General features: G+C 56.6%; 16 protein-coding genes and 1 pseudogene. 9 read left to right on the top strand and 8 right to left on the bottom strand.

Translation table 11 applies throughout. From position 1 onward, the window contains the following. The 7 genes from E1H13_RS16355 to E1H13_RS16325 all read left to right on the top strand — a co-directional run bounded on the left by E1H13_RS16355 (position 1) and on the right by E1H13_RS16325 (position 6,245). On the top strand, positions 1-225 hold the full coding sequence (locus tag E1H13_RS16355; RefSeq protein WP_169614585.1) for a hypothetical protein: 225 nt from the start codon (positions 1-3) through the stop codon (positions 223-225). Positions 226-337: 112 nt separating this feature from the next. Further along, positions 338-1,234, top strand: a complete 897-nt coding sequence (locus E1H13_RS16350; RefSeq protein WP_240966675.1) for a DUF4230 domain-containing protein — start codon at positions 338-340, stop codon at positions 1,232-1,234. Between the two features lie 56 nt (positions 1,235-1,290). Further along, entirely contained in the window at positions 1,291-2,088 is a 798-nt protein-coding gene (locus tag E1H13_RS16345; protein WP_169614583.1) for a glutathione S-transferase family protein, read from the top strand. A gap of 9 nt (positions 2,089-2,097) precedes the next feature. Continuing rightward, entirely contained in the window at positions 2,098-3,408 is a 1,311-nt protein-coding gene (locus tag E1H13_RS16340) for an FAD-binding oxidoreductase (protein ID WP_169614581.1), read from the top strand. A 78-nt stretch (positions 3,409-3,486) separates the two neighbouring features. Then, on the top strand, positions 3,487-4,710 hold the full coding sequence (locus E1H13_RS26940; protein ID WP_206070601.1) for a YbaY family lipoprotein: 1,224 nt from the start codon (positions 3,487-3,489) through the stop codon (positions 4,708-4,710). 176 nt (positions 4,711-4,886) lie between these two features. Next, on the top strand, positions 4,887-5,597 hold the full coding sequence (locus tag E1H13_RS16330; RefSeq protein WP_206070599.1) for a PAP/fibrillin family protein: 711 nt from the start codon (positions 4,887-4,889) through the stop codon (positions 5,595-5,597). Between the two features lie 144 nt (positions 5,598-5,741). Further along, positions 5,742-6,245, top strand: a complete 504-nt coding sequence (locus E1H13_RS16325) for a cupredoxin domain-containing protein (RefSeq protein WP_169614579.1) — start codon at positions 5,742-5,744, stop codon at positions 6,243-6,245. Positions 6,246-6,706: 461 nt separating this feature from the next. On the opposite strand, the gene E1H13_RS16320 is transcribed toward E1H13_RS16325, so the two are convergent. The 4 genes and pseudogenes from E1H13_RS16320 to E1H13_RS16305 form a co-directional block, all read right to left on the bottom strand. Then, entirely contained in the window at positions 6,707-7,048 is a 342-nt protein-coding gene (locus E1H13_RS16320; protein ID WP_169614577.1) for a DUF4870 domain-containing protein, read from the bottom strand. Between the two features lie 71 nt (positions 7,049-7,119). Beyond that, entirely contained in the window at positions 7,120-9,024 is a 1,905-nt protein-coding gene (gene ftsH / locus E1H13_RS16315) for an ATP-dependent zinc metalloprotease FtsH (protein WP_169614575.1), read from the bottom strand. Between the two features lie 261 nt (positions 9,025-9,285). Beyond that, positions 9,286-9,381 (bottom strand): annotated as a pseudogene (locus tag E1H13_RS27320) (DUF1232 domain-containing protein); the annotation flags it as partial. 185 nt (positions 9,382-9,566) lie between these two features. Then, a complete protein-coding gene (locus E1H13_RS16305) occupies positions 9,567-9,953 on the bottom strand; it encodes a hypothetical protein (protein WP_169614572.1) in 387 nt (128 codons plus the stop codon). 245 nt (positions 9,954-10,198) lie between these two features. Here E1H13_RS16305 and E1H13_RS16300 point away from each other — a divergent pair, with 245 nt between their 5' ends. Then, the gene (locus E1H13_RS16300) at positions 10,199-10,780 is read left to right on the top strand and encodes a DUF721 domain-containing protein (RefSeq protein ID WP_169614570.1); all 582 of its coding nucleotides are present in this window, start codon (positions 10,199-10,201) and stop codon (positions 10,778-10,780) included. Here the strand turns inward: E1H13_RS16300 and lipB are convergent. Then, positions 10,752-11,459 (bottom strand): lipoyl(octanoyl) transferase LipB, encoded by a 708-nt coding sequence (gene lipB / locus E1H13_RS16295; protein ID WP_169614568.1) that lies wholly within the window; start codon positions 11,457-11,459, stop codon positions 10,752-10,754. The genes E1H13_RS16300 and lipB overlap by 29 nt on opposite strands. Before the next feature lie 159 nt (positions 11,460-11,618). Here lipB and raiA point away from each other — a divergent pair, with 159 nt between their 5' ends. Further along, entirely contained in the window at positions 11,619-12,263 is a 645-nt protein-coding gene (raiA, locus tag E1H13_RS16290) for a ribosome-associated translation inhibitor RaiA (protein WP_169614566.1), read from the top strand. A gap of 328 nt (positions 12,264-12,591) precedes the next feature. On the opposite strand, the gene prfC is transcribed toward raiA, so the two are convergent. The 3 genes from prfC to E1H13_RS16275 all read right to left on the bottom strand — a co-directional run bounded on the left by prfC (position 12,592) and on the right by E1H13_RS16275 (position 15,964). Further along, entirely contained in the window at positions 12,592-14,238 is a 1,647-nt protein-coding gene (gene prfC / locus E1H13_RS16285; protein WP_169614564.1) for a peptide chain release factor 3, read from the bottom strand. Between the two features lie 141 nt (positions 14,239-14,379). Further along, positions 14,380-14,997 carry a Uma2 family endonuclease gene (locus tag E1H13_RS16280; RefSeq protein ID WP_169614562.1) on the bottom strand — a complete coding sequence of 206 codons (618 nt, stop codon included), beginning with the start codon at positions 14,995-14,997 and terminating at the stop codon, positions 14,380-14,382. Positions 14,998-15,244: 247 nt separating this feature from the next. After that, positions 15,245-15,964, bottom strand: a complete 720-nt coding sequence (locus tag E1H13_RS16275; protein ID WP_169614561.1) for a hypothetical protein — start codon at positions 15,962-15,964, stop codon at positions 15,245-15,247. Positions 15,965-16,061 lie beyond the last annotated feature (97 nt).

Here is a 16,061-nt window from a genome sequence, read left to right as displayed (position 1 = left end):
ATGTTGCAATCCCATAGTCTGTTGTTTCGTTGGGCCTGCCGCTTAATCAAGCTCTTGTTTCTGGTGACGGTGGGGCTGGTGGGGACATGTCTCTTAGCCACCATTTTTGGCCATGGGGAGCGGGCCCTGGCGTTGATGCAGGCGGTTTATCTGTGGTGGCTGCGGTTGGCTCTCAGTAGTGGTTTGGTGTGGAGCTGTGCTGTGATGGTTGAATCCCTGCGATAAAGTATGCCGGGGGTTGGGGTTGCCCCCTGTGCTATCGATAGCATCGGGACTTATCCTAGTACTAGGCTATTAAGCCATTTTGCTAGGGTAAGACCAGTCCTTTGGGTAGACCATGCGCCACGCCACACCTCGCCAGACATCATCCCGCCGCCGATCCGCCGATGCAGGCTCCGGAACGCCCAATTCTGAGCCCGCAACTGAGCCCGTAGAGCCATTGCCCCCCCGCTATCGCGATCCGTATCACGATATCTACACCAGCCAGCCCGAGCTCCGTCCTCAACGGCGGCCCTCGCTGTTAAACCCGTTTCGGCTGGTGCAGGGGATCACCAACGCCATGATTGGCGCTGCCGTGATTTTAGGTCTGGCGGCGGGCATCGGGTTTTGGCGCACGGGCGATCGCTTCCTGGAAGGGGCGCGGATCATGTTTACCGCTGAAGCCCCAGAGCCCGAAGTCGACGTGCGATCGATCGTGGTGCAGCAGTTGCGGGGGGCCAGCGAACTGACGACAGCCATTTTCGCCATGGAGGCGGTGGTGCCCACCCGCAGCGATCGCACCCTGGCTGGCTATGTGATTGGTTCGACCCAGTTGCTCTACGTCGCCTATGGGGAAGTGCGAGCTGGGGTTGACCTGTCCCAAATTACGGTTACCGATGTGCAGCTTGACGGGGAAACCGCCATTCAAGTCACCCTACCGCCGCCCCAAATTTTAGACAGCAAACTCGATCTCAGTCGCTCCAACGTGTACGACTACAACCGGGGCTTTTTGGGGCTCGGCCCTGACACCGCCCCTAACCTGCAGGAACTGGCTCAGCAAGAGGCGCTCACCAAGATTGAGGCCGCCGCCTGTGCGGAGGGATTACTCGATGAAGCCAATCGGCGGGCGGAGATGGCCGTGGGCAAACTGTTATCTACCGCTGGCTTTGAAACCGTTCAGATTGTGCCCCAGTCCCCCAATGGAGCCTGTGCAGACCTGGCAAATAGCGATACAGTGATACCGGGTTCAGAGTAACCTGCATGGATCTGATCCAACGCTCACTCGGATGCTAACCAGGACAGAGGACGGTCATGTTAGAGCTTTATCAGTTTGAAGCCTCCACCTTTGCAGAAAAGATTCGCCTGATTCTCGACTACAAGCAGTTGCCCTACAAAAAAGTTGAAGTGACCCCTGGGGTAGGGCAGGTGGAATTGTTCCAGATGTCGGGTCAGCGCCAGGTGCCGGTGCTAAAAGACAACGAGCAGATCATTCCCGACTCGACGGCAATTGCCCTGCACTTGGAGCAAACCTACCCTAATCGGCCGTTGTTGCCCGTGGACCCCAAGCAACGGGGGTTGACCCTGGCCCTAGAATCGTGGGCTGATGAGGCGATTGTGCCCAATGCCCGTAAAGTGATGATTGGGGCGTTCAAGCAACATCCCAACTTCCGCACCGCTCTGTTGCCCACGGCTACCCCAGAACTGCTGCGGAACCTGGTGGGGGCGCTGCCCGGGGATGTGTTGAACCTGATTGGCACGGGGGTGGGCTATGGCCCCGATGATATTAAGGTGGCGGCCACGGCTCTGCGCCAAGACTTGGATGCCCTGGTGCTAATGTCGCAAGCGAGCCCCTACCTGCTGGGGGATCAGCCCACCCTGGCGGACTTTGCGGTGGCGGCCGCGACGATGTATATCAAGTTTCCGGCTCAGCGCTATGTGGACTTGCCAGAAGGGATCTGTGCTAAAGGGGTGCCTGGGTTAGCCGATGTGCCCGAGTACCAGTCCTTCTTTGACTGGCGCGATCGCCTGTATGCCGAGTTCCGCACCATTCGCACTGATATGCCCCCCAGTGCCCCAACCACTGGCCCCACCGCCATTAGCATTGACTAAGTTACAGCGATGAGCGATGTATTGGCGGTACTGGCAGATATCCTCCCCCCCGACCGGGTGGTAAGTCCGGCGGTTTCGCCCCTGGGAGCTGCCTTAGACCAGGTAGTTGCTGGGCCAGACCGGTCCCAGGCGATCGCGCTTCCCCAGACTGAAGCCGAACTGGCCCAGGTGATCGCCGCGGCCCATCAGCGGCAGTGGCGGCTGTTGGCCTGTGGTAACGGCACTAAGCTGACCTGGGGTGGCCTGGCCCAAGGACTGGATCTGGTGGTGAGTACCGCCCGCCTTAACCAGGTGATTGACCACGCCATTGGCGATATGACCCTGACCGCCCAGGCTGGCGTGGTGGTGAGCCACCTGCAAAGCCAACTAGCCCGCCATCAGCAATTTTTGGCGGTGGACCCAGCCTATGCTGCCCAGGCCACCCTGGGGGGAATCGTGGCCACCGCCAATACCGGTTCCCGACGGCAGCGCTATGGGGGACTGCGGGACATGCTGATTGGCATTTCCTTTGTCCGCTACGACGGTCAGGTCGCTAAAGCCGGCGGCCGCGTGGTGAAAAATGTGGCGGGCTACGACCTGATGAAGCTGTTGACCGGCTCCTACGGTACCTTAGGGGTGATCTCGCAGCTCACCTTTCGGCTCTACCCGGTGCAGGAAAGCTCTAGCACGGTGGTGCTGTCTGGGCCAGCGGTGGAGTTGCGGCCTCTAATGGCGACCCTGGGGCGATCGCCCCTGACCCCGGTTGCTTTTGACCTGCTGTCTCCCGCTCTGGCTGCCAGCCTGGGGCTCAAGGCTGAATTTGCCTTGGCGATTCGGTTCCAGGCCATTGCCCCCGGTGTGACAGAGCAGGTGGAGCAGCTGCAAACCCTGGTACCTGAGCCTCTGACTCCGATCCTACTGACCGACCAGGATGACCAGGCCTTTTGGCCACAGATCCAGGCGGCCCTGTTCCCAGATCCCCCGACAGATGCTGCCATTGTGGTCAAACTGGGACTACGGCCGACGACGGTGGTAGACAGCCTGGAACCCTTGGAAACCTTGGCCCCTGACTTGGCCCTGGGTTGTGTTCATGCCACCAGCGGCATCGGCACCGTGCGGCTAACGGGGGAGCTGGCGACGGCGGCTGTGGTTCAGGCACTGCGATCGCGCTGTCAGGAATTGGGGGGCTATCTAACGGTCTTAGAGGCTCCCAAAGCTCTCAAACAAACTCTGGATGTGTGGGGCTATAGCGGCAATACCCTGCCCCTGATGCAGGCCCTCAAAGATCAATTTGACCCCCACCGTCGCCTCAGCCCAGGCCGATTTGTGGGCGGATTGTAGTTGCTAAAACGGTAACCCAAGCCGATTTCATATCAGTCCTTGGTAGGGTCTAAGTATTGTTTGGTGTGAGATAACCCAATGAAGACGCCTATTTTAGTCCTGATGACTGGTTTGGGGGTTGCCGTCACCACCCTGGGCAGCGGCCCGCTAAGTGGTCCATTGATGGGAGGTATTGCCATGGCCGACATGCAGCCTGAATGGTACAACTGCCTGACCCGGGAAGTGTTTACCGCTGAAAAGCAAGCCTGGTGCGATCGCTGGACGACCCTGCAAAACGGCACCTATACTGTGCCCGCTGGCTTTGGCCCAGAGGCCGAGATGGTGACCGTCACCCTCGAAAACGGCCGATACGAGCAACCGGGTCAATTTCGGGTCGAACTCGTGAATGAGCCCATGTGGATGGTCTTTGGTGACCTGAATGGGGACGGTAACGACGATGCGGCGGCGGTGCTTGGGGTTGGCGTCTCCGATGGCAGCGCCGTGGTCACCGTGCTGGCTGCCGTCATGGACATTGACGGTGAAGCCCAGGCCTTGAGCCCAGTGGTCTTGGGGGAGCGAGTGATGCTCAACGGCCCTATCACCATTGACAATCAGCGGATTGTGGTGCCTCAACTAACCCAAACAGAGGTGATTAACCGAGCCTTCGTTACCGACAATAACCGCCTCAGCGAATTGGCCCAACTCCCCACCCCAGAGCGGGTTGAGGGCGTTCCTGACGGCACGGTTGTACTCTCCCAAACCCCTGACTATGCGGTGCGGGTGTTTACGGAAGCAGGGCAGCCGTACATAAATTTGTTCAACAAGTCGACGGCTATCCTTGATGTGGCACGGGGACGGGCCTTGGCGATCGCCTCTGTTGACGGCATCCGCTACCAGTACACTGGCCATGACGGCATTCCGTCGGTGCAGGTGCATGTGGCCCCATCTGGAGCCCAAACCATTCAGGTGAACGATCAGAACCTGGACACCGAAACCACCGTCACAGGCACGGTTTCCTATCTACCGCGCATTGCCATGCCCCCCCATGCCGTCTTGGAGGTGGTGCTTGAAGATTCCAGTCGGGCCGATGCCCCAGCGATTACCCTGGCCTCCCAACAGGCCATCTTTGGCGATCGCCAGGTGCCCATTCCCTTTGAATTGGTCTATGACGCCGAGCAGATCAACCCTCGCCATACCTATACCCTGCGGGCACGTATTCTAGTCGATGGCGAATTGCGGTTTATCAATACCACCCATACTCCAGTGATTACTGACGGTAACCCTACCCACCTAGAGGTGCAGGTCGATCCAGTGGGGACCTAGAGCCTCGGTACAGGAGGTCAAGTACGTCAAGACCCCAGAGTTCTTGGACTCATTGGCCACGAGTTTTGGGGCATCCCAGGGTTCTGCTCTGGGATCTGTACCGGCGTTCTAGGGTCGCTGTGAGTCCCACGCCCCACTCAGGGGTACCCTATTACATAGACCAAATCAGATCCAGGATGGTGGGATCGTTTATTGTGCCCCTTCAGACTGGCTTTGATTTGGCTTGTGTTTGCGATATCGCTATCGATGCCATGTCTTTGTCTTCCCTTCAACGCCAGCGCACTCAGCTCAAGCATCAACTGCTTCAACAGATTCAGGCATTACCGTCCCTAGAGGCGCTACTACCGTCCCAGCATCCGACCATTGACCAACTGATTGCTGATTTAGAATACCTCAACCCCATTGATCAACCCCTAGATACCCACCACCACTCGGTATTGCTAGGAACCTGGGACTTAATCTACGCTTCTCGGGGCACAGTGGTCACCCGCAACCTGGGATCAGGCTTTCCCTGGTCGCTGCCCATTCAGCGGGTGTGGCAGCGGCTAGCCCGCAACGACCAGGCCGATGCACCCATCGCTACTGAAAATGGCGCTACTTTTTTACTTCCATTTTTTGGAGAGCTAACGGCCACGGCCAAGGGCACCTGGCAACCCTATGCCGAGGCGGAAAGCGCCAAGGTTAGCTTTGGCACCATTGGGGTACAAGCCACCCGCCTCCTGGGGATTGCGGGCCTACACCTACCAAAGCTGACAGTGCCAGTACTAGAAGGGCTGCGCCGTGAAGCCCTGTGGATTACCTCCTACCTGGACGATGACCTGCGGTTTGGCCGGGGGGTGACGGGAAATTTGTTTGTCTTTCAGCGATCGCCCCTGCAGATTAGTTAGCATTTTTTGACGTTAAGTTAACCCCGATGCCATAACTCCACCGTAGGTAGGATTGCCGACTTTGTAACACTTCATGTTAAATGTTACCTAGATCACGTTAAATGTTATCTGGATCACAATTTTTGTTTCTTACTAGGTGTGAGTATGGCTAGCAAATTTACCAATCGACTGATGTTCGCTGCAGCCCCGGTGGCCGCCCTGATGCTGTTTACCGCTTGTAACGGTCAGCCTGGGGAGGTGGATATAGCTCCGCCTGACGAAGAAGTGGGCGTGGTTGATACTGACGCAGACGAAGCAGTGGAAGAGGCTGAAAACGGCGAAGTGGTTGAAGTTAGTTTGACCGCTGAAGGGCGCGAGTTCTTCTTCGACGGGGAAGATGAAGCCAACCCCGACATTGTGGTGCAGCAAGGGGACACTGTTGAAGTTACCCTTTGTGTGACCGGCGGTACCCACGACTGGACGGTGGATGAGTTTGATGTGGCCACCGACACCCTCAGTGAAGGGGATGAGTGCAGTACGGTTGAGTTCGTGGCGGATGAAGTGGGCGAATTTGAGTACTACTGTAGCGTGGGCAATCACCGTGACGAAGGCATGGTGGGCATGCTGATTGTGGAAGCAGCTGACGACGAAGACGAAGCAGCCGAATAGGTTGGCTTGATTAGACTGAACCTCCCCCTAGTCTCCTCAACGGAGGCTAGGGCATCGTCAAGTCTTGAATTTAGGATGGACAGATGTAGAGATTTGATAGCTTCAAGGTCCGAAATCCCCTCCTTGGGAGGCCTGCGCTGAGCCTGTCGAAGTGGGTAGGGGTGGGTCAAACAAGCCTGAAGAGACCCACCCCGCCCTTCGGGCACCCCTCCCAGGAGGGGATCACCCCGCCCTTTCCTGCGGAACGCTTTTCCTCGGAACGCTTCGCGAACGCGAACGGGCACCCCTCCGTGGGAACTACTGTGTACACAGTACCCTTTGGAGAGGACGGCAAGTTTTACTGTATTGAGGCAACCTCTCTGAGACTAAACATCTCTTGAAAAGCACTTACCCTAGTTTTTAGCTTTGACAGCCCACTAGAGAGAGATCTTATTGATCTGGTTTAACCTCGGTGCTCAGATCTACAGCAGCCGTAAAATCAGGGGGTAGCGGTACACCGTGTCGCTGGTCAGGCTGTGGATAATGGCCAGGATGGGCATGACGAAGTTGACGATCGCCAAAATCACCAAAAACGGTAGGCCAATCAGCACCCAGGCCAGGGTGCCAAAGACCAGGTACCAAAACCACATGTTGATGTGGAAATTAATCGCTTCCTTGGCACTTTCTTTGGTGATGGTGTCGTCCGAGACCAGGTAAATGACGATAGGAATCCCCACCGCCAAGATCAGGGTATTGAAGAAAATTGAACCGTGGCTCACGGCTGAGAGCAGTTTGCGACTACCGCTATCTGGGGTGGATTGCATATAACCTCCGAAATTAAATCATCTACTTGATACTTTAGGATTGGGCTGCCAGCCCAACCCTAAAGCCCAACTTATACTGTGGTCACCGCCGCTGGCGGAACCCCCTCTAGGTCTAGGGGAGCTTCGGGGAGCATCACCTGTTTCAGCTGTTCCCGCAGGGAGTCTCCCTCGATCACTTCAGATTCCAGCAGCTGTTGGGCCAGGCTTTCTAGCAACGAGCGATTGGTCTGCAAAATATCCAGGGCTCGCTGGTGACCTGCTTCCACCAGGGTTTTCACTTCGGTATCGATTGCTTTGGCCGTATCTTCGCTGATCGGGCGACGGGCATTGCCCATACCGTTATCTAAAAACATATTCCGCTGGGCGCGATCGTAGGCTAAAGGGCCTAGCACCTGGCTCATGCCGTAGCTGGTGACCATTTGCTCGGCCAGGTCTGTGGCCCGCTGTAGGTCATTGGAGGCGCCGGTGGTAATGTTGCCAAAAATCAGTTCTTCGGCGGAGCGGCCCCCTAGCAAGGTGGCAATTTGTCCCTTCAGTTCTGCCTCATCTCTGAGAAATCGATCTTCGGTGGGCAGTTGCAGGGTGTAGCCCAGGGCGGCCATCCCCCGGGGAATGATGGAAATCTTTTCTACCCGGTCGGTGCCAGGCATCACAGACCCCACCAGGGCGTGGCCCACTTCGTGGTAGGCGACAATCTCTTTTTCTTTGTCGCTTAGGACTCGACTCTTTTTCTCCAGCCCGGCCACTAGCCGTTCAATCGCCTCACTGAAGTCAGCTTGCTGCACCTGGGTATGGCCCCGGCGGGCAGCCAGCAGCGCCGCTTCATTCACCAGGTTGGCCAGGTCGGCCCCCGCAAACCCAGGGGTACGGGTCGCAATTTGCTGTAGGTCAACGTCGTCTGCCAGCTTCACCTCTTTGGCGTGGATGGCAAGGATGGCTTGACGGCCCTTGAGGTCGGGGCGATCGACCAGTACCTGGCGGTCAAACCGTCCGGGTCGCAGCAGGGCTGGGTCTAGGGTTTCCGGACGGTTGGTGGCGGCCAACACAATCACTGTCGTGTCGCTGGCATCAAACCCATCCAGTTCCGTCAGCAATTGGTTCAGGGTTTGCTCGCGCTCATCGTTGCCACCGTAGAAGCTGCTGGAGGAGCGAGACTTGCCAATGGCATCCAGTTCGTCAATGAAAATGATGCAGGGGGCCTGCTTTTTGGCCTGCTCGAACAGGTCCCGCACCCGAGACGAGCCCACCCCCACAAACAGCTCGACAAATTCAGAGCCAGAAATGCTGAAGAAGGGTACCCCGGCTTCCCCCGCCACGGCTTTGGCCATCAGGGTTTTGCCAGTACCGGGCGGTCCTACCAGTAGCACCCCCTTGGGAATTTTAGCCCCCAGGTCGGTGAACCGCTTGGGCGTCTTGAGGAAGTCAACAATTTCCACCAGTTCGGCCTTGGCTTCTTCGACCCCAGCCACATCTTCAAAGGTGATTTTGCCCGCTTCCCCTTCCACATAAACTTTGGCCTTACTTTTGCCAATGGACAATGCTCCCTGGGGACCACCACCATTGCGAGTCAAAAAGAAACGCCACACTGCAATGAAAATCAAAGGCGGAATCACCCAGCTTAAAAGACTGCCAATCCACTGACCTTTGGGAGGTGGCAGTGCGGCGAACTCAACCCCATTATCCTCTAGCAGTTGGGGTAACTGGAGGTCAAAAATGGGGGTGGTGGTGTAGATTTCCCCGGGTTGACCATCGGTGGTTTTCACCTGGTAGCGAATTTCATCTTGACCCACTGAGGCTTTAAGCACCTCCTGGTCTTGCACCCGGTGGATGAACATGCTGTAAGGCTCTTTGGCGGTCTGGGAACCGGAGAACCCGGTAAAGGCAATGTTCAACAGCAACAGGCCGGTAGCGACCCACAGCACAAGGTTGGCAATGGTGCGCGACCGGGGTGGCTTTGGATCTTTGTTAACAGGCATAGGGCAATGGCATTGTCGGCGATGGACTTGATTTGGCTAGGGTGAGGTTGCTGTGCTAGGGCTCCCTGATCGCTGAGGATACATGGGGAGCCGGGCAGGTCATGGGCTTAAAAGAAGCTAGCCCAACCGCCTATCAACCTACTCGGGGTTGACGTCAACGGTGGTTTGGGCGGCATTGAAATCGTCAGATTGCAGGTTAGACGGTCGTTTGGTCAACCCAGATAGCAAAATGTCAGACATGGACGCCACAAAGATGGACGCCACAACGGCATCATCAATCCAGCCGATGATCGGGATAAAGTCGGGGGAAATGTCGATGGGGCTGAGCAGGTACAGTAGGGTGCCCGCCGCCAAGACCCAGCGGTACTTGGGATGCTTTAGGGTGTTTTTATACCAGGTGTAAAACGATTGTACGAACTGGGGCATGGCAGGGGGTTGAACTCAGTTCCTTTATGGTGCCACGTTCCTAGGTGATGCCCTAGGGCAATAGCCGCCCGCCCCATGGGGCAACTGCCGTACCCTGGGCTGTGGCGATCGCGCCTTTAGCGATCGCCGTCAACCGGAGCCAGCAACATCAGGCCTGGGCCATCTTCAGCCAGGGCGGGGCGCACCAGATCCCACAGCTCAGGGTACTGTTGGGCCAATTGCGTTGCGGTCAGAGCCGCAGAGAGGGTACTGTCATCGTCGTCGTCGTCGGCCACTAAGTAGCGAAATCCATCAGGGGTGGAAGTGATGATTAATAGGCGATCGCCCACCACCAGCTGAGCCACCACTGGCTGAGGGGTAGGGTCAGGGGTGGTTTGAGCTAGGGTGGGTGCGATGCTCATCCCGGAGCTGCCCAGGGACAGAGCCAGGCTCCAAGCTAACCAGCGTCCAGGACGCTGGGATGGTCTTAATCGATTGAACGGGTGGCTGAACTGACGATCCACGGCACACTCCTCAAGGTGGAAACTCCATATTAAGATGCTAAGCTGGCGGCTATAGTTCCAGGGGTTCACCTTGGACCAGCCGCCAGAGGCGGAACTGATGGGCACGGGCAAGGCCCTTTGCCCATCCTACATAAAGGGACAATCTTTTCTAGAGATCAGCTTACTTCTGCCTACTGCGCCCAAGCATAGCTCTTCTGCCTTCTGCCTTCTCCCTTCGCTAGCTCCACAACTAGGGGATTTTTTCTATGGCGCTGGACCCCATTGGCCATGTTTTTCACCAGCTGGAGCAACAGCCCCGCTGGCGTAATCGAGGACAATTTCGTCAGATCCTCAATCGCTGGCCCCAGATTGTCGGCGAGGTGGTTGCCCTTCAGGCGGCCCCCGTGCGACTCGATCAGGGGGTGTTGCATGTGGCGGTGTCCAACCCCATGTGGGCCCAAACCCTAACGCTGGAACGGTTGACTATCCTCACCAAGGTTAATGACACCGTTCAGCTTGGCCTCAAAGACATTCGCTTTTCTAGTGGCGACTGGTATCGCCGCCAGGCCAGCCCTAAATTGAAAACACCGACCCCTGCAACTCTGCCCGAGTGGCTGCGTCAGCATCCTAGCTTTGAGCCCAGAGCGGTGCCCCTATCTTTGCAACGGCCCCCCACCCCTGAAGCGAGCTTTCAGCGGTGGTCTAGCCTGACCCAGCAGATGGCGGCCCAGCAACCTCTGTGTCCCCGTTGCCACAGCCCCTGTCCCGGTGGCGAACTGAAACGCTGGGGGCGATGCAGCCTCTGTGCGGCCCAGGGGTTTAAACCAGCCAGGGGAGGTCGGTTTTAAGCACAGGGTTGAGGTGGAACCGGTCGGCAAAGGCCGCGATCGCCACCGGACGCACCTTTTCCACCGTCACCCCTGGACAAAACTGGGCCATAGACCCTACCGCTTTGTGGTCAATGCCACAGGGTACGATCGCCTCAAATCCGGTCAGGTCAGGGCATACATTCAGGGCAAAGCCGTGCATGGTCACCCAACGGCTGACTTTAATGCCAATGGCTGCCAGTTTCACATCTCCCACCCACACCCCGGTTAACCCTGGTTGCCGTGTGCCGTCAATACCGAACTGGGCCAGCACTTGAATTATCACTGCTTCAAGCTGGCGCAGATACCAGTGCAGATCGGGCTGATGCTGTTTTAAATCGAGGATGGGATAGCCCACCAACTGCCCCGGACAATGATGGGTCACCTCTCCCCCTCGCTCGGTGCGAAACAGGGGAAAGGGAGGGGCATCCGCTGAAAACTTAAGATTATCTAAAGTCGATCCCTGCCCCAGGGTGTATACCGGCGGATGCTCCACCAGCAGCAGGTAATCCTGTGGGGAAATACTCCCTTGCCGTTGCTGCAAACGATGGGCCACCAGGGATCGTTGCCTGGCCCAGGCCTGATCGTAGGGCATACAGCCAAGGTCGTAAACATGGCAGTTTGGCCTTGATCCCTGGGGTTGTGACCTGATGGTTACCATGCTTTAAGAAACATCCGTGAATGTGCTGGATTAGCCTAATTTTCGCGTCTTGGCAATCAAGAATTATCAACCCATGCAAAGGATTCTAACGGACAAGGTTGTGCAGAATACAAGGTGCTACGGTGAAGACATGAGCCGACGTTTCAAGGAGTCCGCTTTATGAAGCTGGTTATCCATGGCAAAAATATCGAGATTACGGATGCGATTCGGGACTATGTGGAGCAGAAAATCCTTAAGGCGGTCAGCCACTTCAAGCACCTGACCAATGAAGTAGATGTACACCTCTCCGTAGCCCGCAACCCCAGAATTACAGCCAATCAATCTGCAGAGGTGACCCTGTTTGTGGATGGGGCCGTGGTCCGGGCTGAGGAAAGCAGTGAAAGCCTGTATGCCAGTATCGATCTCGTTGCTGATAAGATCAGTCGCCAACTGCGCAAGTTCAAAGAAAAGCGCAATAGTCGCAAGCACGACTTGCAGGGGAAAACCACTGAGGTTTACCTGAACGAAGAACCCACCACTGACGTCACCCACGTGCTTAACAACCACACCCCCCAACTTCCCGATGGGGTGGTGCGGACCAAGTACTTTGCCATGGCCCCCATGACCGTGGAAGAAGCCCTGGAGCAACTGGTGCTGATTGACCACGACTTTTACATGTTCCTGAATGCTACTACCCAGGAAATCAACGTGGTCTATGAGCGTAACCACGGCGGGTATGGGCTGATTCAGCCCCGCAAGCCCAATGGCAATAGCCTAAACGGCACCAGCGCTGAAAAGACTTCGTCCCCAGTGGCAGCGTCTTAGGGTTGAGTCAAGTCTCGCATTTAGGGTTGGCAGATGTAGAGATTTGGTAGCATCGAGGTCCGAAATCCCCTCCTTTGGAGGCCTGCGCTGAGCTTGTCGAAGTGGGTAGGGGTGGGTCAAGCAAGCCTGAAGGGACCCACCCCGCCCTCCGGGCACCCCTCCCAGGAGGGGACCACCCCGCTCTTTCCTGCGGAACGCTTTTCCTCGGAACGCTTCGCGAACGTGAACGGGCACCCCTCCGTGGGAGGGGATGGTAGGTTTTGCTGTATTGAGGCAACCTCCCTGAAAATCCAGGGCTTTTGTGCAGAGCGTCTACCCTCTATCGCCCCTACAGAGCTTCTGGCTCCTTGCCTGAAACCACTGGGGCCGTGGTGCTGAGCTTCAGCTCGGGGTGATCGGCCTGGACCTGCTGGCAGTTCCACTCGTTGCGGAATAGCAGCACCGGGCGGTCCCAACTGTCTTTGACAGTGACAGTATTGAACAGGCGGCCCACTTTTTTCAGAGCCTCCCAGCCGCCATCCACCCAGCGGGCCACAGAGTATGGCAGAGCTTCCAGACGAGTATCCACGTTGTACTCATTCTGTAGCCGGTACTGCACCACCTCTAGCTGAAGTTGGCCCACCGCCGCTAAGATCGGGTCTCGCTTTGATTCGTCAGCAGAAAACATAATCTGCACGGCCCCCTCTTCCCGCAGTTCCGAGACCCCTTTCTGGAACTGTTTGTACTTGGAGGGGTTAGGATTTTTCAGGTAGGCGAAGATTTCCGGCGAAAAGCAGGGGATGCCTTCGTACTCCAGGCGCTGACCCTGGTAGATGGTGTCGCCAATGGCGAATACACCGGGGTTGTTGAGGCCGATCACATCGCCGGGGTAGGCTTCTTCCAAAGATTCACGGCCCTGGCCAAATAGCTTTTGGGGATGGGACAGGCGCACGGACTTGCCCGATCGCGCATGACTGACCACCATATCTTTTTCAAACTTACCGGAGCATACCCGCACAAAAGCGATGCGATCGCGGTGTTTGGGGTCCATATTCGCTTGCAGCTTGAACACAAACCCGGAAAAATCTTCGTGGGTGGGGGGAATCTCTCCCTGGGTGCTGGGGCGGGCAGAGGGCTTCAGGGCGTAGTCCAAAAAGGCATCTAGAAACAGCTGCACCCCAAAGTTGGTCATGGCGCTGCCAAAGAAGACGGGGGTTTGCTGCCCGGCGTGGACGGCCTCTAAGTCCAGCTCGGGGCCCACTTCTTCGATTACTTCCAGCTCTTCTTTGAACTGGTAATAAAGGTCTTGCTCCAGCAAATCTTCGATCTGGGGGTCCCCCAGGTCGATCACCGTGTTTTTCGCTGCTTTTTTGCCATGGATGCTGCGCTCGAACAGGTGAATCTGGCGGTGACGCCGGTCAAACACCCCTTTGAAGCGATCGCCCATGCCAATGGGCCAGTTCACGGCATAGGTTTGCAACCCCAGCCGCTGCTCGATTTCATCCAGTAGTTCCAGCGGTTCCCGGGCCGGGCGGTCCATTTTGTTGAAGAAGGTGAAGATCGGCAGCGATCGCATCCGACAGACTTCAAACAGCTTCAGGGTCTGGGGCTCCAGCCCCTTGGCGGCGTCTTCTAGCATCACCGCATTGTCGGCGGCGGCCAGGGTGCGGTAAGTGTCTTCGCTAAAGTCCTGGTGACCTGGGGTATCCAGCAAATTGATCGCGTAGCCGCCATAGGCAAACTGCAACACCGTCGAGGTAATGGAGATGCCCCGCTGCTGTTCCAGCTCCATCCAGTCCGAGGTGGCACTGCGCTGGGCTCGCTTCGCTTTCACCGCCCCCGCCTCCTGGATCGCACCCCCGTACAGCAACAGCTTTTCGGTCAGGGTGGTTTTACCGGCGTCGGGGTGGGAAATGATCGCAAAGTTGCGTCGCTGCTCCACCGCATCGGCGATCGAGGCGGCAGGGGCAACGGTGGAAACAGCGGTGTCAGTCATGAACGGGCGATACTCGCGAAATGGGTGTTGTTATCCATTGTAGAGGCTAGTACAGAAAGGCAGAAGCAGGAACCCACCCCGCCCTCCGGGCACCCCTCCGTGGGCAGGGAAGGAAACTGGCTCGGTCTGCTGCACCCTGAGTCATTGCCCAGGGTTAAACACTTGATGAACCGTCAACCCCAGGTCAGGAAAAGTGGGAGAGAAAATAGGATCACACCCCCGAAATTGCTGTAGCTCGTATTCTCCATCCACCAAGCTACATACCGTCAAGGTCGGTTGTTTAGGGTTGCCAATGTAGCGTCGTCCCCCCAAACCTAAATAGTCCACAATCCAATATTCACCAACGCCCATCCCTTCGTAATCGACCATTTTCAGGGCATAATCATCTCGCCAATTGGTTGAGACGACTTCCACCGCTAATAGCGCCGATTCCCCCCGCTCCAAAACCGAAGCCGATTCCCAACGGGGCTCATCCGACAAACTGGGCCGAGACACCACGGTAACATCAGGTTCATAGCCTGTATCTTCAGAAATCTTGAGGATGCATTCTTTGGGAATAAATGCTGGTCGTTGACTGCGATCGATCGCCTGGTTCAGAACTTTCGCTATGAACCCGGCAATTTCAGAATGCTTACCTTTGGGCTTTGGCATCTCAATAATGGTCCCCCGGCGCAATTCATACCGCTGCCCTGGGGTCTCTGGGTACCAGGCCAGAAAGTCATCAATAGAAATGGGGGGGCGATCAAAGACAGCAATCATACTAGTGCAGCGTCAAGTCTTGAATTTAGGGTTTCCAGATGTAAAGATTTGGTGTCATCAAGGTCCGAAATCCCCTCCTTTGGAGGGGTAGGGGTGGGTCAAGCAAGCTCGAAAAGACCCACCCCGCCCTCCGGGCACCCCTCCGTGGGAGGGGATGAAAGGTCCTGATGTGTTGAAACAACCTCCCTGAAGATCAAAGGCTTTTGCAAAGCGCTTACCCTAATTTTTAGTCTTGACAAACCACTAGTCATCGCTTTTTCTTTTTCTTTTTCTTCTGACTTGCCGTCCCCCCATCGTCGCCAGAGCCAAATCCTTTGGTTTTGGGTGGCTTTTTGGGCTTTGATTTCTTTTTGGCCGGTAACCCCGTGGTGCCACCGCTGGATAGCTGCTGCAGTGCTTCCCCTAGCTGTGAAAAGGGGGAGTTGCCCTCTCGCTCTGCCTGCAGTTGAGCGTTGTAGGCCATCTGGTAGGCGGTGGCACCTTCCTGAGTGGTCATGTCAAACCCAGCCTGCATGCCCCCCATCATAAAGCTCTTGGCCATGCCAGCCCTGGCCGGATCAACCATCCACTGGGGAAACTTGGTTTTGATGCTGTCCAGGTAGGTGAGGATGTCGGCGGCATTTTCCAGGTCATATTCCCGCTGCAAAAATGACCAAAACGCTATCAACTCAGGCACTGTATCTGCCGCCTCGGAGGCGTCCATCAAGGTGATTTTGCGGGGTAGGAGCTCACCCATGACCAGATCCACACTGGCTCTGGTCATGGACGTTAGGGTGAACCCTTCGTAGCGGTAGGCGTAGCTGATAAATGACGCAGTCCACCGACCGAAGCCTGGGTTTTCTTCCCCATAGGCCTGCCCTTCGGGAGACTCGACAAAGGCCTGAATCACCTGATTGATGTAGTCATCGAGCTGGATCTCAGCTTTTTCATATCCCAGGTTATCGAGCAAGTAAAGATCAAATGCCATAGGTCTACTGGCTTTTTAGCTACAGGCTACCGTTTTACCATAGCCCGTAACCCAAGCTGGCGTCCCTACGAGACCGGACCACCGCTCGGCCAACCGC

Origin of the sequence: Nodosilinea sp. P-1105, assembly GCF_012911975.1 — a bacterium.
Taxonomy (GTDB): domain Bacteria; phylum Cyanobacteriota; class Cyanobacteriia; order Phormidesmidales; family Phormidesmidaceae; genus Nodosilinea.
Note: the sequence above shows the minus strand (reverse complement) of the source record. Positions and strands in the feature narration are given on the sequence as shown.